Annotated in this window: 5 protein-coding genes (1 of these 5 only partly in view); 4 read left to right on the plus strand and 1 reads right to left on the minus strand. The window is 71.9% G+C overall.

The features are described from left to right. The 4 genes from amrb99_RS20380 to amrb99_RS53235 all read left to right on the plus strand — a co-directional run. Window positions 1–16,119, plus strand: partial view of a non-ribosomal peptide synthase/polyketide synthase gene (locus amrb99_RS20380; protein WP_190858212.1) — the 3' portion only. The gene continues 13,767 nt to the left of window position 1, outside the view; only the last 16,119 of its 29,886 coding nucleotides appear in the window; the start codon falls outside the window, past its left edge; the stop codon is at window positions 16,117–16,119. Window positions 16,120–16,245: 126 nt separating this feature from the next. Then, window positions 16,246–17,832, plus strand: a complete 1,587-nt coding sequence (locus amrb99_RS20385; protein ID WP_190858214.1) for an MBL fold metallo-hydrolase — start codon at window positions 16,246–16,248, stop codon at window positions 17,830–17,832. Between the two features lie 16 nt (window positions 17,833–17,848). Beyond that, the gene (locus amrb99_RS20390; protein WP_190858216.1) at window positions 17,849–18,649 is read left to right on the plus strand and encodes an alpha/beta hydrolase; all 801 of its coding nucleotides are present in this window, start codon (window positions 17,849–17,851) and stop codon (window positions 18,647–18,649) included. Between the two features lie 36 nt (window positions 18,650–18,685). Beyond that, on the plus strand, window positions 18,686–19,897 hold the full coding sequence (locus amrb99_RS53235) for a cytochrome P450 (RefSeq protein WP_206700024.1): 1,212 nt from the start codon (window positions 18,686–18,688) through the stop codon (window positions 19,895–19,897). A 20-nt stretch (window positions 19,898–19,917) separates the two neighbouring features. Here the strand turns inward: amrb99_RS53235 and amrb99_RS20400 are convergent, their stop codons facing one another. Beyond that, a complete protein-coding gene (locus amrb99_RS20400) occupies window positions 19,918–20,733 on the minus strand; it encodes a phenylalanine 4-monooxygenase (RefSeq protein WP_190858220.1) in 816 nt (271 codons plus the stop codon). Between the last annotated feature and the right edge of the window lie 243 nt (window positions 20,734–20,976).

Consider the following 20,976-nt stretch of genomic DNA (forward strand, 5'->3'; position numbering starts at 1 on the left):
GATCGGCCGCGGCCGCCGGTGCGGTCATCCGCCGGAGCGGCGATGCGGCACGAGATCCCGCCCGAAGTGGCCGAGGGCCTGCGCGCGGTGGCGCGCGAGGGCGGCGCGACGATGTTCATGACGGTGCTGTCGGCGTTCATGGTGCTGCTGGGGCGCTACGCCGGTCAGGACGATGTCGTGGTGGGGACGCCGGTGGCGAACCGGGATCGGGCCGAGACCGAGGGTCTGATCGGGTTCTTCGTGAACACGCTGGTGATGCGGGCGGACCTGTCGGGCGATCCGTCGTTCGGTGGGTTGCTGCGGCAGGTGCGGCAGGTGGCGTTGGCGGCGTACGCGAACCAGGATCTGCCGTTCGAGCAACTCGTCGACGAGCTGGTCACCGACCGGGACCAGTCCCGCACCCCCCTCTTCCAGGTGGCGTTCAGCTACATCGCCCAGGACCCCGCGGACGGCGGCGGCGTATCGCACTGGGCGGGCAACACCGGTGACTCCGGTGCGGTCACCGGTGGGTTGCCGGTGCGGACCGACCTGGTGGTGACGGTGGGCGAAGGCCATGACGGCGGCCTGGTGGCGGGGATTCAGTACAGCACCACCCTGTTCGACGCCCCCACCGTGGCCCGGCTGGCGGGTCATCTGGCGGTGTTGCTGGAGGGGGTCGCCGCCGGCGGCGGCGAGCGGCGGTTGTCGGAGCTGCCGGTGGTGTCGGCCGCGGAGCGGGAGGAGCTGCTGAGCTGGGGAATCGGCGTCGAAGCCGATGGCGACGGTGGCGTCGCCGATGTGGCGGCCTTGGTCGCGGCTCAGGTCGAGGTGCGGGCGGACTCGGTGGCCGTGGTGGTGGGTGACGCCTGTGTCACCTACGGGTCGCTCATGGAGCGGGCGGGCCGCTTGGCGGGCTATTTGCAGGGGCTGGGTGTCGGTGCGGGGTCGGTGGTGGGGCTCTGCGTGCCGCGCGGTGTGGAGATGGTGGTTGGCGTACTGGGTGTGTGGTTGGCGGGTGCGGCGTATGTGCCGTTGGACCCGGGATACCCGGCGGACCGGCTCGGTTTCATGCTCGCCGACAGCGGCGCCAGCGTCGTGGTGGGGACGGCGGAGTCGGCGGCTGTGCTCGGGACGGTGTCGTCCGGGCTGGAGCGGGTGGTCTTGGACGACCCGGCGACGGCGGCGGCGATCACCGGATCCTCGCTGGTCGGGGACGGTGCGGCCGGCGCTGGGTTGGCGTATGTGATGTACACGTCGGGGTCGACGGGTCGGCCGAAGGGTGTGCTGGTCGGCCACGGTGGTGTCGCGAATCTGGTGGCGGGTCAGGGTCCGGTGTTCGGGATCACTCCGGGTGTGGTGGTGGCGGGTTTCGCCTCGTTCAGTTTCGACGCGGCGGTGTCGGAGGTGTGGGTGACGCTCGGGCACGGTGGGCGTCTGGTGATCGTGGGTGAGGACGAGCGGGTGGATACCGCGCGGCTGGCGCAGGTGCTGGCTGCGGCGGGTGTCGGAGTGGTGACGTTGCCGCCGTCGGTGGCGCGGCTGGTCGACCCGGCCGAGTTCGCGGGTTTGGCGACGTTGGTGTTGGCGGGCGAGCGGGTCGACGAGCAGGTGGTGGCCCGGTGGGCGGACCAGTGCGTGGTGGTGAACGCCTACGGGCCGACCGAGGCATCGGTGTGCGCGACCGTTGGACCGGTGGATCCGGCCGCGAGTGTGGTGCCGATCGGGGCACCGCTGCCGGGTGTGCGGGTGCACGTGCTGGATGAGCGACTGAACCCAGTGCCGATGGGTGTGGCGGGTGAGTTGTTCATCGGTGGTCTGGGGTTGGCGTGGGGTTATGCGGGGCGGGCGGCGCTGACCGCCGAGCGGTTCGTCGCCGATCCGCTGGCGGGTGACGGTTCGCGGTTGTATCGCTCGGGCGACCGGGCGCGGTGGCGTCCGGGCGGCGTGCTGGAGTTCCTCGGCCGGGTCGATGGGCAGGTCAAGCTGCGCGGGTTCCGGATCGAGCCCGGCGAGGTCGAGGCCGTACTGACCGCTCACCCCCACATCGGCGCCGCCGCAGTAGCCGTCACCACAGACACCACGGGCAACGCAGAGCAGGGCCCGCAGTTGGCGGCGTGGCTGGTCCCCGCCGACCCCGACACCGGCATCCCCGCCACCGCCGAGTTGCGCGAGTTCGTCGGCGGGCGGTTGCCGGAGTTCATGATCCCCGCCTACTTCACCGAGATCACCCATCTTCCGTTGACCCGCAACGGGAAGCTGGACCGCGCAGCGCTGCCCGCACCCGACACCGGGCGCCCCGAGGGAGCGACCGGTTACAACCCGCCGCGCGGCGAGCTGGAAGAACTTCTGGCGGGGATCTGGGAGCAGGTGCTCGGCATCAGCCCGATCAGCGCCACCGACAGCCTCTTCGAACTGGGCGGGAACTCGCTCCTGCTCGTCCAGATCATCTCCCGGGTCCGGGAGGTGTTCGGCACCGACATCAAAGTCGCCACCCTCTTCGATCAGCCCACGATCCGTCGCCTGGGCGCCGTGATCGAAGAAACCACCACCGGAATGGCGGTCCCGCCCGTGGTCCCCGTCTCACGCGATCAGCAGCTCCCCCTGTCGTTCGGCCAGCAGCGGCTCTGGTTCGCCGACCAGCTCGAACCCGGATCGGCCGAGTACAACGTGCCCATGCCGCTGCGGCTGCCGGCGGCGGTGGACGCCGCCGCGCTGCAAGCGGCGCTGTCGGCGGTGACGCGGCGGCACGAAGTGCTGCGCACCAGGCTGCTCGCCGGCCAGGACGGCGTCCCGTACCAGGTCATCGACCCGCCGGCCCTCTTCCCGCTGCCCGTCGTCGACGTGTCCGGCGCGGCACACCCGAGGCGGGCGCTGGAGAAGCTGATCGCCACCGACGCGGCCACGCCGTTCGACCTGGCCGCCGGACCGGTGATCCGCGCTTTCCTGGCACTGCTGGGCGCCGGCCGGCGACTGCTGGTGCTGTGCGTGCACCACGCCGCCTTCGACGAATGGTCCGGGCGCGTTCTGCAGTCCGAGCTCACGGCGCTGCAGACCGCGTTCAGCGCGGGAGAGCCGGATCCGCTGCCGCCGCTGCCCGTGCAGTACGCCGACTTCGCCGTCTGGCAGCGGCAGTGGCTGACCGGCGAGGTGCTGGAATCCCAGCTGGCCTACTGGCGGGAGCAGCTGGCCGGGCTGCCGGTGCTGGACGTGCCGGCCGACCGGGCCCGCCCGCCGGTCCGCTCCACGTCGGGGGCGGTCGTCGAGTTCACGGTCCCCGCGGAGGTGACCGAGGGCCTGCGTGCTGTGGCGCACGACGGCGACGCGACGATGTTCATGACGCTGCTGGCGGCGTTCATGGTGCTGCTGGCCCGCTACACCGGCCAGGACGACATCGTCATCGGCACCCCGGTGGCGAACCGGGAGCGCGGCGAGACCCAGGAGCTGATCGGCTACTTCGTGAACAACCTGGTGATGCGGGGCGACCTGTCGGGCGACCCGACGTTCGCCGAGCTGCTGGGGCGGGTCCGGCAGATGGCCCTCGAGGCGTACGCCCATCAGGATCTGCCGTTCGAGCAGCTCGTCGACGAGCTGGTCACCGAACGCGACCGCTCCCGCACCCCGCTGTTCCAGGTGCTGTTCAACTATGACACCGCCGTTGACGCCCCGGGCGACCAGCGGAACGAGCAGCGCCGGGTCAGCGCGCTCACCAACGCGGACCCCATGCCCGCCGCCGTGATCGCGCGAGCGGACCTGCGGCTGATCCTGGCCGAACGGGACGCGGGCCTCACCGGGGCGGTCGAGTACAGCACCGACCTGTTCGACGCCGCCACGGCGGCGCGCATGGCGGCTCACCTGGGAGCGCTGCTGGAAAGCATCGCGACCGACGCGGGCCAGTGGGTCTCGGATCTGGCGATGGACGCCCCGAGCGAGCAGGACGAACCGTCCGAGGCGGACGAAGAGGCCGGCAGTGGCGTGGTCGCGATGGTTCTGGGCCAGGCGGCGGTGCGGGCGGATGCGGTGGCGGTGGTGGTCGGGGACGTAAGCGTCACTTATGGCTGGTTGTTGGGGCGTGCGGGGCGTTTGGCGGGTTATCTGCAGGGCCTTGGGGTTGGTCCGGGGTCGGTGGTGGGTTTGTGTGTGCCGCGTGATGTGGAGATGGTGGCGGCGGTGTTGGGGGTGTGGTTGGCGGGTGCGGCGTATGTGCCGTTGGACCCGGGTTATCCGGCGGACCGGCTGGGTTTCATGCTCGCTGACAGTGGTGCCGGTGTTGTGGTGGGCGTTGGGTCGGTGGTGGGGGATGTCCCGGTGGGACGGGGCGTCCGGGTAGTCGAGCTCGATGACCCGATGACGGCGGCGGCTCTGGCGTCCGCACCGGCGGTGCGTGACGCTGCGGCCGGCGAGGGCCTGGCGTATGTGATGTACACGTCGGGGTCGACGGGTCGGCCGAAGGGTGTGCTGGTCGACCACGGTGGTGTCGCGAATCTGGTGGCGGGCCAAGGCCCGGTGTTCGGGATTGACCCGGGTGCGGTGGTGGCCGGGTTCGCCTCGTTCAGCTTCGACGCGGCGGTGTCGGAGGTGTGGGTGACGCTCGGGCACGGTGGGCGTCTGGTGATCGTGGGTGAGGAAGCCCGGATCGATGTGGGCCGGTTGGGGCCGTTGGTGGCTGCCGCCGGTGTGGGTGTGGTGACGTTGCCGCCGTCGGTGGCGCGTGTGGTCGACCCGGCGGAGTTCGCGGGTTTGGTGACGTTGGTGTTGGCGGGCGAGCGGGTCGATGAGCAGGCGGTGGCCCGGTGGGCGGACCAGTGCGTGGTGGTGAACGCCTACGGACCGACCGAGGCATCGGTATGCGCGACCGCAGGACCGGTGGACCCGGCCGCGATCGCGGCTGCGGGCGGGGTGGTGTCCATCGGAGCGCCGCTGCCCGGGGTCCAGGTGCACGTCCTGGACAAGCGCCTCAAGCCTGTGCTCGCCGGGATGACCGGCGAACTGTTCATCGGTGGTGCGGGGTTGGCGTGGGGTTATGCGGGGCGTGCGGCGCTGAGTGCCGAGCGGTTCGTCGCCGATCCGCTGGCGGGTGACGGGTCGCGGTTGTACCGCTCGGGAGACCGGGCGCGGTGGCGTCCAGGCGAGGTGCTGGAGTTCGCGGGCCGGGTCGATGAGCAGGTCAAGCTGCGCGGGTTCCGGATCGAGCCCGGCGAGGTCGAGGCCGTACTGGCCGCTCACCCCCAGATCAGCGCCGCCGCGGTCGCCGTCATCGGAGGAAACGCGGGGACTGCGGAGGCCGGTGAGCAGGATCCGCAGTTGGTCGCGTGGTTGGTGCCTGCCGATCCGGATTCCGGTGTGCCTTCTGTCGCTGAATTGCGTGAGTTTGCTGGTAGGCGGCTGCCGGAGTACATGATTCCGGCCTACTTCTCCGAGATCTCCGAGTTCCCGTTGAGCCGTAATGGGAAGTTGGATCGGGCTGCGCTGCCGGCGCCGGATGCGGGGCGGTTGGTGGGGCGCGTTTTTGTGGAGCCGCGGTCGGAGACCGAGCGTGCGCTGGCGGGGATTTGGGCGGAGTTGTTGAAGGTGGAGCGGGTGGGGGTGGAGGACAATTTCTTTGAGTTGGGGGCGCACTCGCTGTTGGCGACTCGGGTGGTGTCGCGGGTCCGGTCGATGTTCGGGGTCGAGATCGCGGTGTCGGCTCTGTTCGACGCTCCGACGCTGGGTCAGTTGGCCGAGGTGGTGGACGCGGCGGCCGGTACGGTCGTGCCGCCGATAGAGCCCGTTCCGCGGGACGAGCCGCTGCCGCTGTCCTTCGCGCAACAGCGCCTGTGGTTCCTGGATCGGCTGGAGCCGGGGTCGGTGGAGTACAACGTCCCGATGCCGTTGCGGTTGCCGGCGGCGGTGGACGTGGGGGCTTTGACGGCGGCGTTGTCGGCGCTGGTGGCTCGCCATGAGGTGCTGCGGACGCGGCTGGTGGCGGGTGAGGACGGGGTGCCGTTCCAGGTGATCGATCCGCCGTCGCCGTTCTGGCTGCCGGTGGTCGACGTGTCCGCCGCGTCCGACCCACGCGAGGCGGCGGGCCTGCTGGTGGGCGCGGATGCGGTGGAGCCGTTCGACCTGGCGGCCGGGCCGCTGATCCGCGCGTGCCTGGTGCGAGTGGCGGGCGACGAGCACGTGCTGGTGCTGTCGCTGCATCACGTGGTGAGCGATGAATGGTCAGCGGGGATCTTCCGGCGTGAGCTGGCCGCGCTGTACGAGGCGTTCCGGCGGGGCGAGCCGGATCCGCTGCCGGCGTTGCCGGTGCAGTACGCGGATTTCGCGGTGTGGCAGCGGCGCTGGCTGACCGGCGAGGTGCTGGAAGGCCAGCTCGCGTACTGGCGGGAGCGGCTGGCCGGGATCCCGGTGCTGGACCTGCCGACCGACCGGCCCCGCCCGCCGGTGCGGTCCACTGTGGGGGCGGCTGAGGCATTCGCCTTCCCCGCGGAGATGGCCGAGGGGCTGCGCGCGGTGGCGCGCGAGGGCGGCGCGACGATGTTCATGACGGTGCTGTCGGCGTTCATGGTTCTGCTGGGGCGGTATGCCGGTCAGGACGATGTGGTGGTGGGGACGCCGGTGGCGAACCGGGATCGGGCCGAGACCGAGGGTCTGATCGGGTTCTTCGTGAACACGCTGGTGATGCGCGCGGACCTGTCCGGCGGCCCGACATTCGCCGAGCTGCTGGAGCAGGTCAGAGGCACGGCGCTGGACGCCTACGCCCACCAGGACCTGCCGTTCGAGCAGCTCGTGGACGAGCTGGTCACCGAACGGGACCGGTCGCGGACGCCCCTGTTCCAGGTGTTCTTCGGGTACGACGCCGCCGACACGGCCCCGCGCGCGGTGTCGCAAGGTGGGGCCCAAGGCCGAAACGAGCCGGCGAGCATCGGGCTCGATGGTGCGCTGCCGGTGAAATTCGACCTGTCGGTGACCCTGGAAGACCGTCCGGACGGTGGCCTGGCGGGTGCGGTGGAGTACAGCACTGCTTTGTTCGATGCGGGCAGTGTGGCGCGGTTGGTGGGTCATTTGGGGGTGTTGTTGGAGGGGGTTGCCGGGGGTGGTGGGGAGCGGCGTTTGTCGGAGTTGCGGGTGGTGTCGGAGGGGGAGCGGGCGGAGTTGCTGGGTTGGGGTGCTGGTGGTGAGGCTGCGGTCGAGTCGGGTGTGGTGGGTTCGGTCCTGGGTCACGCCCGGGTGCGGCCGGACACGGTGGCGGTGGTCGTCGGAGACGTAAGTCTGACTTATGGCCGGTTGGTGAGCACGGCCGAGCGGCTGGCGGGCTATCTGCGGGGGTTGGGTGTCGCTCCCGGGTCGGTCGTGGGCCTTTGTGTGCCGCGCCGGGCGGAGATGGTGGTCGGCGTGCTGGCGGCGTGGCTGGCGGGAGCGGCGTATGTGCCGTTGGACCCGGGGTATCCGGCGGATCGTTTGGAGTTCATGCTCGCCGACAGCGGCGCTGACGTCGTGGTGGGGATGACCGAGTCGGCGGCCGTGCTGGGGACGGTGCCCCCTGCGGTGAAACGCGTGGTCCTGGATGACCCGGGGACGGCGGCGGCTATTGCGGCGTCCCCGGTGGTGCGTGATGGCGGGGCTGGTGGGGGGTTGGCGTATGTGATCTATACGTCGGGGTCGACGGGGCGGCCCAAGGGTGTGCTGGTCGGGCATGGTGGGGTGGCGAATCTGGTGGCGGGTGTGGGACCGGTGTTGGGTGCTGGTCCCGGCGTGCGGGTGTTGCAGTTCGCCTCGTTCAGTTTCGACGCGGCGGTACTGGACGTCGCCGCCGTCCTGGCCGGTGGCGGGACGTTGGTGGTGGCGCAGGCGGCGCAGCGTGCCGAACCCGCCCGCCTGACAGCACTCATGCGGGCGGCGGGCGTGCAGGCGATGAGTGTGACTCCGTCGTTGCTGGCGGTGGTGGATCCAGGGGCGATGCCGGGCCTGGCGACGGTGTTGACAGGGGCGGAACTGCTCACCGAGCCGTTGTCTCAGGCGTGGTTGCGGCATGTGCGGTTGGTGAACACCTACGGCCCGACCGAGGCCACGGTGATGACCACCACCGTCGCGTTGGACCCGGCCGCGTCTGGTGTGCCGCCCATCGGGGCGCCGGTGCACAACGCGCGGGTGCGGGTTCTGGACGATCGTCTTGGTCTGGTTCCGGCCGGGGTGAGCGGTGAGGTGTTCATCGGTGGTGCCGGGCTGGCCTTCGGCTATCACGGGCGTCCGGCATTGACCGCCGAACGGTTCATCGCCGATCCCTTCGCTGACGATGGGTCGCGGCTGTATCGGACGGGGGACCGGGCCCGGTGGCGGGCTGACGGGTTGTTGGAGTTCACCGGCCGGGCCGATGAGCAGGTCAAGGTCCGCGGGTTCCGCATCGAACCCGGCGAGATCGAAGCCGTCCTGACCGCACATCCCGCCATCACCACCGCGGCCGTCACCACCTACGGCGACCACACCGAGCGCCGCCTCGCCGCCTGGCTCGTCCCCGCCGACCCGGAGGCCGGCATCCCGGACACCGCCCAGCTGCGCGAGCACCTCGCCCGGCACCTGCCCGACTACATGATCCCCGCCCTGTTCACCGAGCTCGCCGCGCTCCCGCTGACGCCCAACGGCAAGATCGACCGCGCCGCGCTGACGGTCACCGTGGCCGCTCGGCCGGAGCCGAGCGCCACCTACGTGGCACCGGCCACCACGGCGCAGGAGCTGATGGCGGGCGTCTGGGCGCAGGTCCTCGGCGTCGACCGCGTCGGCGGCCACGACGACTTCTTCGAGCTCGGCGGGCACTCGCTCCTGGCGACGCGGCTGATCTCCCGGATCCGGGAGGTGTTCGACGCCGAGGTTCCGGTCGCGTCGCTGTTCGACCACCCGACGGTCGCCGGCCTCGTCGCGCTGATCGAGGACACCGCCACCGGCGTGGCGGCGCCGCCGGTGGTGCCGGTGCCGCGGGACGGCCGGCTGCCGCTGTCGTTCGCGCAGCAGCGGCTGTGGTTCCTCGGACAGCTCGACCCGGAGTCCGTGGAGTACAACGTCCCGACGGCGATCCGGCTGCGCGGGCCGCTCGACCTGCGCGCGCTGGACGCGGCGCTGGGCGCCATCACGCGCCGCCACGAAGCGCTGCGCACCCGGCTGCTGGCAGGGCCGGACGGAGTGCCGTACCAGGAGATCGACCCGCCGTCGCCGTTCTCGCTGCCGGTGGCGGACATCTCCGGCGCCGCCGACACGGCGGGTGCGACGTTCGCTCTGGTCATGGCGGACGCGAAGGCGCCCTTCGACCTGGCGGCGGGCCCGGTGATCCGCGGGTGCCTCGTCCGGGTGGCCAAGGACGATCACGTCCTGCTCGTCTCGGTGCACCACGTGGCGTTCGACGAGTGGTCGGAGCGGGTGCTCCGCCGGGAGCTCGAGGTGCTGTACCGGGCGTTCCGCGCCGGGGAGCCGGACCCGCTGCCGCCGCTGCCGGTGCAGTACGCCGACTTCGCGGTGTGGCAGCGCAAGTGGCTGACCGGTGACGTCCTCGAGGCCCAGCTCGGCTACTGGCGCGACCAGCTGGCGGGCGCGCCGACGATGGAACTGCCGGTCGACCGGCCCCGGCCGGCGGTCCGCTCCTCGGCGGGCGCCGCCGAGCAGTTCACCGTCCCCGCCGAGGTGTCCGCGCGGCTCGCGGAGGTCGCCCGGCAGGCGACCGCGACGACGTTCATGGTCTGGCTGTCGGCGGTCATGGTGCTGCTCGGCCGGTACTGCGGGCAGGACGACGTGGTGACGGGGACGCCGGTGGCGAACCGGGAGCGGGGCGAGACCGAGGGCCTGATCGGGTTCTTCGTCAACACGCTCGTGATGCGCGCCGACCTGGGCGGGGACCCGTCGTTCGGCGAGGTCCTCGGCCGGGTGCGGGCCATGGCGCTCGACGCCTACGCCCACCAGGACCTGCCGTTCGAGCAGCTGGTGGACGAACTGGCCGGCGACCGGGACCGGGCGCGGACGGCGCTGTTCCAGGTGATGGTCACCTATGTCACCCGCACGACGGACAGCGGCCGGGCGAGGCCCAGCCGCGGCCGGGGCGGCGGCGGCAAGGACGGCGCGCCCGCCGAACGCGCGGTGAAGTTCGACCTGACGCTCACGATGAGCGAGGGCGACGGGGTGCTGTTCGGCGAGATCCTCTACAGCACCGTCCTGTTCGACGCGGCCACGATCAAGCGGATGACGGGCTACCTCACCGTCCTGCTGGAGAGCATCGCGGCGGACGACGGGCGGCGGGTGTCGGAGCTGCCGCTGCTGTCCGCGGGCGAACGGGACGAGCTGCTCACCGCGTGGAACGACACGGCGACGCCGGCGCCGGCGGAGGCGGGCGTGCACGAGATGGTCGCCCGGCAATGCGCCGCGAGGCCGGACGCCGTGGCGGTGGTGTCCGGGGACGCGACGCTCACGTATGCCGCGCTGGCCGCGCGGGCGGAGCGGCTGGCGGGTCACCTGCGCGGCCTCGGCGCCGGGCCGGAATCCGTCGTGGGGCTGTGCCTGGACCGCGGGCCGGAGCTCGTGGTGGCCGTGCTGGCCGTGTGGGCGGCGGGCGGCGCGTACCTGCCGCTGGATCCGGCGTACCCGGCGGAGCGGCTGGCCTTCATGCTGTCCGACAGCGGTGCGCGCGTCCTGGTGAGCGACCGGGGCGCGGCGGCCGGGCTGGCGGCGGAGGGACTCCCCGAGGGCGTCGCCGCGGTGTGGCTGGACGATCCGGGCACCAGCGCGGAACTCTCGGCCGGCCCCGCCAGGCCGCTGCGCGACCGGCCGATCCCCGGGCAGCTCGCCTACCTGATCTACACCTCGGGGTCGACCGGCCGGCCGAAGGGTGTGATGGTCGAGCACCGGTCCCTGGTCAACTACGTGAGCTGGTTCGGCCGGCGGTTCGAGATGGGGCCGGGCGACCGGATGCTCGTCTCGTCGTCGCCGAGCTTCGACGCGTTCGGCATCGAGCTGCACCCGGGGCTGGCGGCCGGCGGGTGCCTGGTCGTGGTGCCGCCGTCCGGCGGCCGGGCCGACGCGGAGCTGCTGGCCGGCGTCGCGGCCAGGGGCGGTGCGACCGTGCTGGCCGTGGTGCCGACGGTGCTGAAACTGATCGCGGAGCAGCCGCCGCTCGCCCGGGCCCGTTCGGTGCGGGCGGTCGTGTGCGGCGGTGAGCAGCTGACCCGGGAAGTGACGGCCCTGGTGGCGGAACGGCTCGGCGTGCCCGTGCACAACGTGTACGGGCCGACCGAGGCGACGATCGACGTCTCGTCGTTCACCGTGGGTCCGGACGCCCAGCCGGACGCCCGCGTGCCGATCGGGCGGCCCTTGGACAACATCCGGCTGTACGTGCTCGCCCCGGACGGCGGGCCGGTGCCGGCGGGCGTCACCGGGGAGCTGTACATCGGCGGCGTCGGGGTCGCGCGGGGCTACCTGGGCCGGCCCGCGCTGACCGCGGAACGGTTCGTCGCCGACCCGTTCACCGCCGACGGCGGACGGCTCTACCGGACCGGCGACCGGGCGCGGTGGCGCTCCGACGGGGTGCTGGAGTTCCTCGGCCGGGCCGATGACCAGGTCAAGGTCCGCGGGTTCCGGATCGAGCCGGAGGAGATCGAGGCCGCGCTGAAGGACCACCCGTCGCTCGGCGACGCGGTGGTGGCCGTGGCCGAGGACGCTTCCGGCGGGCAGCGGCTGGCCGCCTACCTGGTGCCCGCCGCGGCGGCGGACGCCGGGACCTCCACCGTGCCGACCGCGGGAGAGCTGCGCGAGTTCCTGGCGGGCCGGCTGCCGGAGTTCATGGTGCCGACGGTCTTCACCGAGCTGGCGTCGCTGCCGCTGACCCCGAACGGGAAGCTGGACCGCAGGGCGCTGCCGGCTCCCGACCTCTCCCGCGACACGGCGAGCGAGTTCGTCGCGCCGGCGACCCGGACCGAGGAACTGCTGGCCGGGATCTGGGCCCAGGTGCTCGGGCTCGACCGGGTGGGGGCGGCGGACAACTTCTTCGAACTGGGCGGGCACTCCCTGCTGGCGATCCAGGTGATCTCGCGGGTACGGGAGGTGCTCGGCGTCGGCGTGCCGCTCGCGGAGCTGTTCGACCACCCGACGGTCGCGGGGCTCGCCGCGGCGATCGGGGCGATGACGGCGGGCCCGTCCGCGCCGCCCGTGCTGCCCGTCGCCCGCGACCGGCGGCTGCCGTTGTCGTTCGCGCAGCAGCGGCTGTGGTTCCTCGACCAGATGGAGCCGGGCTCGGCGGAGTACGTGGTCGCCCTGCCGGTGCGGCTCGGCGAGGACCTCGACGTCGCGGCACTGGGCGCGGCGCTGACCGCGCTGGTGGCGCGGCACGAGGTGCTGCGGACCCGGCTGGTGGCGGGCCAGGACGGGGTCCCGTTCCAGGTCATCGACCCGCCGTCGCCGTTCCCGCTGCCGGTCGCCGACGTGTCCGGCGCGCGGGACCCGCGGCGGGAGGCCGAAGCGCTGCTGGCCGCGGACTCCCGGGCGCCGTTCGACCTCGCGGTCGGCCCGCTGGTGCGGGCGTGCCTGGTGCGGCGTGCCGGCGGGCGCCACATGCTCGCGCTGTCGGTGCACCATGTGCTGTTCGACGACTGGTCCGGCCGGATCCTGCGGCGGGAGCTGTCGGCGCTGTACGAGGCGCAGCGGCGGGGCCGGCCGGATCCGCTGCCGCCGCTGCCGGTGCAGTACGCCGATTTCGCGGTGTGGCAGCGCGACCGGCTGTCCGGCGAGGTGCTCGAGTCCCAGCTGGCGTACTGGCGTGCGCAGATGTCGGGCGCGCCGGTGCTGGAGCTGCCCGCCGACCGGCCGCGGCTGCCGGTGCGGTCCTCGGCGGGGGCGTTCCTCCGGTTCGACGTGCCGCCGGAGACGGCCGCCGGGCTGCGCGAGGTGGCCGGCCAGGGCGGGGCGACGATGTTCATGACGCTGCTGGCGGCGTTCATGGTGCTGCTGGGCCGCTACACCGGCCAGGACGACATCGTGGTGGGCACGCCGGTCGCGAACCGGGACCGGGCGGAGAGCGAGGGCCTCATCGGGTTCTTCGTGAACACGCTGGTGATGCGGGCGAGCCTGGCCGGCGACCCGGCCTTCACCGAGGTGCTGCGGCGGGTGCGGCGGGTGGCGCTGGACGCCTACGCCCACCAGGACCTGCCGTTCGAGCGCCTGGTGGACGAGCTGGTCACCGTTCGGGACCGCTCCCGCACCCCGCTGTTCCAGGTCATGTTCAACCATGTCGCGGGCGATCCGCACGACACGGCCGGCCGGGAGACCGACATCAGGGCCGGCGCCGTTCCGGTGAAGTTCGACCTGACGCTCGTGGTCGGCGACGCCGGCGGCGGCCTGACCGGCGAGATCCAGTACAGCACTACGCTGTTCAGCGCGGCCTTGATCAGCCGCGTGGTGGACCACTTGGTGATGCTTCTGGGGGAGCTGGCCGACGGTGCGGACCTGCCGTTGTCCCGGCTGCGGACGCTGACCCCGGACGAGCGCCGCCGGCTCACGGAGTGGAGCACCGGCGCGGAGCGGCCGGTCCCCGCGGCGAGCGGGGTACACGAGCTGGTGGCCGGGCACGCCGCCCGGCATCCGGACACGGTCGCGGCCGTGTACGGCGGGGCCGCGCTGACGTACGGCGCGCTGCTGGAGCGGTCGGCTCGGCTGGCCGCCTACCTGCGCGGCCTGGGGGTCGGGGCGGAGACCACGGTTGGGCTGTGCCTGGAGCGGGGCCTGGACATGGTGACGGCGATGCTCGCGGTCTGGCAGGCCGGCGGCGCCTACCTGCCACTGGACCCGGACTACCCGCAGGGACGGCTCGAGTACATGGTCGCCGACAGCGGCGCGCGGGTGCTGGTGACGTCCGGCGGCCGGTTCGAGCCGGGCGCCGGCGACGGCACGGGGCCCCTCGTCCTGCGGCTGGACGATCCGGCGACGGAGGCGGCGATCCGGCGGTGCCCGGCCGGCGGCCGGCCGGCGGCGGGACATGCCGGGCAGCTCGCGTACGTCGTGTACACGTCGGGCTCGACCGGCCGCCCGAAGGGCATCGCCGTGACCCATCGGGACATCATCGCCCTGGCGACGGGGGACTACCCCGGTATCGAGCCCGGCGACGTGGTGGCGCAGACCACCAGCACGTCCTACGACGCGGCCGTCTACGAGATCTGGGGAGCGCTCGCCCGCGGCGCCACGCTCGCCGGGGTGGACCGCGACGTGCTGCTGCTGCCGCGGCGGCTCAACACCCAGATCCGGCAGCAGGGGATGACCGTCGTCTTCCTCATCACCGCACTGCTGCATCAGCTCGCGGCGCAGGCGCCCGAGGGCCTGAACAAGGTCAGGAACCTGCTGTTCGGCGGCGAGGCGGCGGATCCGGAGAACGTGCGGCGCATGCTGACGGAGGGCCGCCCCGGCCGGCTGCTGCACTTCTACGGCCCGGCCGAGGGGACCACGTTCGCCACCTGGGGAGCGGTCACCGGCATCGCCGACGGCGTCGTCCCGATCGGCCGCCCGATGGCCAACATGCGCGGTTACGTCGTCGACCGGTGCATGAACCCGGTGCCCGTGGGCGTCCCCGGCGAGCTGCTCATCGGCGGCACCGGGCTGGCCCGCGGCTACCACGGCCGGCCGGCGCTGACGGCCGGGCGGTTCGTCGCCGACCCGTTCCGCGGCGACGGCGCCCGCGTGTACCGGACCGGGGACCGGGTGCGCTGGCTCGCCGACGGCACCCTGGAGTTCCTCGGCCGGGCCGACGACCAGGTCAAGGTGCGCGGGTTCCGGATCGAGCCGGGCGAGATCGAGGCCGTGCTCGCCGCCCAGCCCGGCGTGCGCTCCGCGGTCGTGCTGGCCTTCGGCGAAGGCTCGAACCGCCGGCTCGTCGCCTACCTCGTCCCGGCGGACGGGGACCACCCGCTCTCGGCCGGCCGGCTGCGGGAGCAGGTCCGCGGCCAGCTGCCCGAGTTCATGATCCCGTCGGCGTTCGTCGAGGTCGCCGCGCTGCCGCTGACCGCGAACGGGAAGCTCGACCGGGCGGCGCTGCCGGCCCCCGAGGCCGATCGGCCGGACGTGGCGGAGTACGTCGCGCCGACCGGCTTCGCCGAGCAGCTGCTGGCCCGGATCTGGGCGGAGGTCCTGGGCACCGAAGGCGTCGGCGTGCACGACGACTTCTTCGAACTCGGCGGGCACTCGCTGCTGGTGCCCCAGGTGGTCTCCAGGATCCGCGCCGGCGGGTACGAACTGGCCATCGGCGAGTTCTTCGACCATCCGACGATCGCCGGGGCCGCCACCCGGCTGAAGGCCAGGGAGCGGCACCTGCGCTCCGCCGTGCCGATCAGGAGCGGCACGGTCGAGCCGGCCGTGTTCGCCGTCCACGGCATGACCGGGGAGGTCGCGGCGTACGCCGAGGTCGCCGGGCACCTGGACGAGGGCCACCAGTTCCACGGGCTGCTCGGCCGCGGGCTGGCCGGCCGCGAACGGCCGATCGGCTCGGTGGAGCGGATGGCGTCGGCCTACCTGAGCGACGTGCTCCAGCTGCAGCCCGACGGCCCGTACCTGTTCACGTCCTGGTCGGGCGGCTGCTACGTCGCCGTCGAGATGGCGCGCCAGGCGGCCGCCAAGGGCGAGCGGGTGGCGGGCGCGATCCTGATCGGGCCGCCGATCATGCCGCCGCCGGACGGGGTCAGGAAGCGCCCGTTCACCCGCGCGGAGCGCAGGCTCCTGCGCGCCATCGACGAGACCATCGACGCCCCTCCCGGAACCCGGCTCCCGGCGGCGGTCGAGGAGCGGATCCTCCGGGTCCGTCCCAAGGACGATCCGGTCGCGGTGGCGATCCGGGCCGGTGACAAGGACGGCCTGAGGGGCGCGCGGTCCATGCAGACCTACCGCGTGGCCTTCGAGCACTACTGCGCCCTGCTCCACCACCGGCCCGAGTACCGCTACGACGGACGGGTGGTGCTGCTGATCCCGCGCGAGGACCCGCCGGAGGAGAAGCGGCTCGTGATCGAGCAGTGGGGGACGATGCTGGGCGCCGAGCCGGAGACCGTGGAGGTTCCCGGCAGGCACGGCTCGCTGGTCCGCGGCGAGGGCGCGGCGGCCATCGGCGCGCTGCTGAGCGCCGAGATCACCCGGGCGCACGGCGCCGGGTAGCCGGAAACCGCTTCGCAACTGGTGCGGTGCCGCAGTTAAACGCTTAGTGGCCGGCCCGGGCGCGTGTGATGATATTGCCGCGTCGATCGGCGACCCGAAAGCCGTTGGTAAACGACTGGAGCGCAGATGGAGAATGAGCCGAGGTTTCTCCGGCCGAACGTCATCATCGAACCGCTGGTGGACAGGTTTTACGTTTCCCTGAACACGCTGGCGCCGGTGCAGGCGTCGATGAACCTCGCCTATCTTCAGGTGCCGATGCTGGAAGCGTATCTGCAGGCGCCGAAGGTCCATATCAACAGCAGCAGGGACCCGGAAATGAGGGGCGGATTCTTCGTCAACATCGACGAGGAGCGCAGCGGCGAGGTCCGCGACCTGCTGGCGTCGATCAAACGCGACCGGGCCGCGATGCTCCGCTTCGCCGAGGCCGTGTCCGACGCCGAGGAGATGGTGCGCCAGCAGGCGACGGGATTCGACCTGACGCCGCTGTACCCGAAGCTGCCGGCGGACCTCTCCGGCCTGGTGGAGGTGGCGTACGACACCAACAACCAGGCGCAGCTCCGCTATCTCGAACCCGTCGTGTACTCCAGCGAGCTGTACGACGAGGACCGCCAGTCGGTGCAGCTGTCCATCGAGACGGGGATCGAGCGGCCCTTCATCATGAGCACGCCGCGGCTCCCGGGGCCGGACGTGCTCGACCTCCATCTCCCGTTCCGGCACCCCGGCCTGGAAGAGCTGTTCGGCGCCCGGCTCGCCCCCACGACGCTCGGCCGGCTCCGCGACGCGCTGGAGCTCGACGACGAGCAGAGCGCCTTCCTGGCCGGGCTGCTGTGCGACGCGCCGGACCTGGCGCCGAGCAGGCATGTCGACGACGGAGCGCGGATCCGCTACTTCGGGCATGCCAGCCTGGTGATGCAGACGCCCGAGGCCGCGGTCGTCACCGACCCCTGGGTCAGCGCCGACAGCACGGCGGCCGGCCGCTACACCTACCGCGACCTGCCGGACCACATCGATCTCGTGCTGCTCACCCACGGGCACCAGGACCATGTCGTCCCCGAGACGCTGATGCAGCTGCGCGGCCGGGTCGGCACCGTGGTGGTGCCGCGGTCCTCGCGCGGCAACCTGAGCGATCCGTCCCTCGCGCTCTACCTGACCCGCCTCGGCCTGCCGGTGGTCGAGGTGGACGACTACGCGCAGGTGGACTTCCCCGGGGGGAGCGTCATCGCGACGCCCTTCCTGGGCGAGCACGCCGACCTGGACATCCGCGCGAAGAGCACCTACTGCGTGCGGCTGGGCGGGCGGACGGTCTTCGTCGGCGCGGACTCGTCCGGCATCGACCCCGCGCTCTACCGGAACATCCGCGCCCACGTGGGCCCGGTCGACGTCGCCTTCCTCGGGATGGAGTGCGCGGGCGCCCCGCTGACGTGGGTCTACCAGGCCCTGCTGACCCGCCCGATGACCAAGAAGATGAGCGACTCGCGGACGATGTCCGGCTCCAACGCCGAGCAGGCCGGCGCCATCGTCACCGAGCTCGGGGCCGACGAGGCCTACGTGTACGCCATGGGGGAGGAGGACTGGCTGGTCGGGCACGTGATGGCGACCAGCTACAACGAGGACTCCTTCCAGCTCAAGCAGGTGGCGGAGTTCATGAACTGGTGCGCCGACAACGGAGTCAAGGCCGACCACCTGTACGGGCAGCACGAGATCCGCTGGTAGGGAGTGCGGGCCCGCCATGCCGTACGTGTACACCAACGGAATCCGGCTCTGCTACGAGCGGCACGGCCGCGGCGAGCGGGTGCTGCTGATCATGGGCCAGGCGGCGGCCGGGCGGGTGTGGACCATGCACCAGACACCCGCGCTGGTCGGCGCCGGCTACCAGGCCATCACCCTCGACAACCGCGGGATCCCGCCGTCCGACGTCCCCCCGGGCGCGTACTCCATCGACGATCTGGTGGCCGACACGAAAGGCGTCATCGAGGCGTTGCAGGCGGCACCGTGCCGGATCGTCGGGGCCTCGCTCGGGGCCATGATCGCGCAGGAGCTCGCGATCCGCTGGCCGCACCTCGTCCGCTGCGCGGTCCTGATATCGACGAAGTCGCGCTCCGACACGGTCCGGGCGGCGCTGGAGAGGGCGGAACGGGCGGTCCTCGCGAGCGGGACCGCGCCGCCCGCCGACCACCAGGCGGCCATGACCGCCCTGCAGATGCTCTCCCCGGCGACCCTGAACGACGACGCCGCGGTCTCGCCGTGGCTCGGGGCGTACCGGCTGGCCGCTCCGAACGGCACCGCGCCGGGCCAGGCGTGGATCGAGACCGGCGCGGACCGGAGGGCCGCCCTGCGCGCGATAACGGCTCCGTGCCGGGTGATCGCGTTCGCGGACGATCTGATCACACCGCCGCATCTGGGCGCGGAGGTGGCCGACGCCATTCCGGACTGCGACTTCGTGGAGATCGCCGGCGGCGGGCACTCGGGTTACCTGGAGCGTCCCGCCGAGGTCAACGACGCCATCATCGAATTTCTCAACAAGAACTGAGCGGGAAACACTATGGCCGATATTGCAGGCGTTGCCGTGCCGAATCTCGCGGATCCGCGGACGTTCGCCGCGCACGACATGGACGAGATCTGGCGCGGGCTGCGGGAGCGGGATCCGGTGCACTGGCATCCGGAAAGCGACTACGGTCCGGGCTTCTGGGTGGTGAGCCGTTACGCGGACGTGCTCGACGTGCTCCGTGACGACACCGTGTACACGTCGGAGAAGGGCAACGTCCTCGCCACCATGCTGAACGGGGGCGATTCGGGCGGCGGGCGGATGCTGGCCGTGTCCGACGGCGAGTACCACACCGAGCTGCGCAAGCTGCTGCTCAAGGCGTTCGCCCCGCGTGTCCTGGAACCCGTCGTGCACCGGGTCCGCCGGACCGCGCGCCGCCTGCTCGCGGAGGCGATCGAGCGGGGCGGCTGCGACGTCGCCCGGGACATCGCCTCGGTTCTGCCGCTGGAGACGATCTGCGACCTGCTGGACGTTCCGGCCGGCGACCGGCAGTACGTCTTCAAGCTGACCAAGTCGGCGCTGTCCTTGGACTACGAATCGCAGAGCGGGGAGGACCCCGCGGCGCGGCGGGAGATCCTGATCTACTTCTCCGGCCTGGTGGCGGAGCGCCGCAAGTCCCTGGGGTCGGATCCCATCAGCCTGATGGCGACCGGTGAGGTGGGCGGCAAGCGGCTCGACGACATCACGATCATCCTCAACTGCTACAGCCTCGTCATGGGCGGAGACGGGACCAACCGCCTCGCGATCATCGGCGCGGTCAAGGCGCTGATGGACAACCCGGACCAGTGGGAGGCCCTCAAGAGCGGTGCCGTGACCCCGGAGGCGGCGTGCGAGGAGGTGCTCCGCTGGACGACTCCCACGATGCACTTCGGCCGGACCGCGCTCGCGGACACGACGCTGGGCGGCAAGCGCATCGCGGCCGGCGACCTGGTCACCCTGTGGTTCGCGTCCGCCAACCGGGACGAGGCCGTGTTCCCCGATCCGGGCCGGTTCGACCTCGGCAGGGCGCCGAACAAGCACGTGGCGCTCGGGTACGCCCGCCATTTCTGCCTCGGCGGCTACCTGGGACGGGCGGAGATAACGGCGATGCTGGACGCGTTGCGCGTCGCGGCCGTCGGCATGCGGCAGACGGCGCCGGAGCGTTATCTCTATTCCAATTTCCTGCAGGGCATGAGCAGCCTGCAGATAGAGCTCGGTGGCGACGCCGCCGCATTGGCCGATCCGGACGAGTGAAACGGCGCGGTCGGGCGCGGTCAGGCGCCGGCGCTCAGCAGGTCGCCGAGGAAACCGCGGATCTCGCGAGCGAGGACGTCGATGGAGTCCACCACGAACAGCACATGCTGGTACTGGTAGATGTCGTACGGCTGGCGCAGCATCTTGTCGATGGAGAACTGCGTCAGGCTGACCTCGTCCATGCCTTCCAGTTCGCCGGCCGAGGAGAGGAGCGCCGCACCGTAGGCGCGCAGGTTTCCCGATTCCCGGACGAGGCCGGTCTCCATCGTGAACCAGAAGACCTTGCTGATCTGGTCGATCTGCTCGCCGGTCCGGGCCCGCGAGACCGCCTCGCCGAAGAGCCGGTAGAGGTCGGCGAAGAGGGGGTCGGTGAGCATGACGGCATGGCCGACGAGTTCGTGCAGGACGTCGGGGTCGGGACTGTAGAACGGCACCGCGGGGCAGCGCATGTACATGGTGCTGTAGAAGTAGCTGTCGGTGAAGCCGCAGTAGAAGTCCTTGGGCGGGACGAGGTCTCCGGCCGGGAGCAGCTGGAAGCCCGTGTGGTCGCGGAGCTCGTCGGAGACGGTCTGCAGGTCGGGGACGCGGTCCAGCGGGAGCACCAGGCGGTCCGCCGCCTGGATGTAGCGGTGGCAGGCGGTCGTGGGATGGATCTTGTGGAGCCGGCTGATCACCGTCTCCCAGAGGGCGTTCTCCTCCGCGTCGTAGGTCACCTTCGGCAGGCGGGCGCCGGGCCGGTGCCCCGAGATCCGCTTCTTGATGTCCTCGCGCCGGTCCGCGCAGCGGCCGTCGATCTTGCCGTAACCTTCGGAGATGTGCATTAATTCGTCAGGCATACGCTTCTCGTTTCTGTTGGCGGCGCCTGTCGGATAAGCCGCCCATATTGGCGGCGTCCGCATCTTCGGCGGCGATTGGCGCGGTGTGGTGGGCCGAGCGTATACCGGGTGTGCCGGCCCCGAGGTGTTCAACGTGTGCCATGCCGCAGACAAACGGCCGGCGCGTTTCGATATAACGTCATTTGGACTATGGTCGCCATGGCACTATGACCTGCCGGAACGGATACCGCACAGACCGGAATC

It is taken from the genome of Actinomadura sp. RB99, from assembly GCF_014706005.1.
Classification (GTDB): Bacteria; Actinomycetota; Actinomycetes; order Streptosporangiales; family Streptosporangiaceae; genus Spirillospora.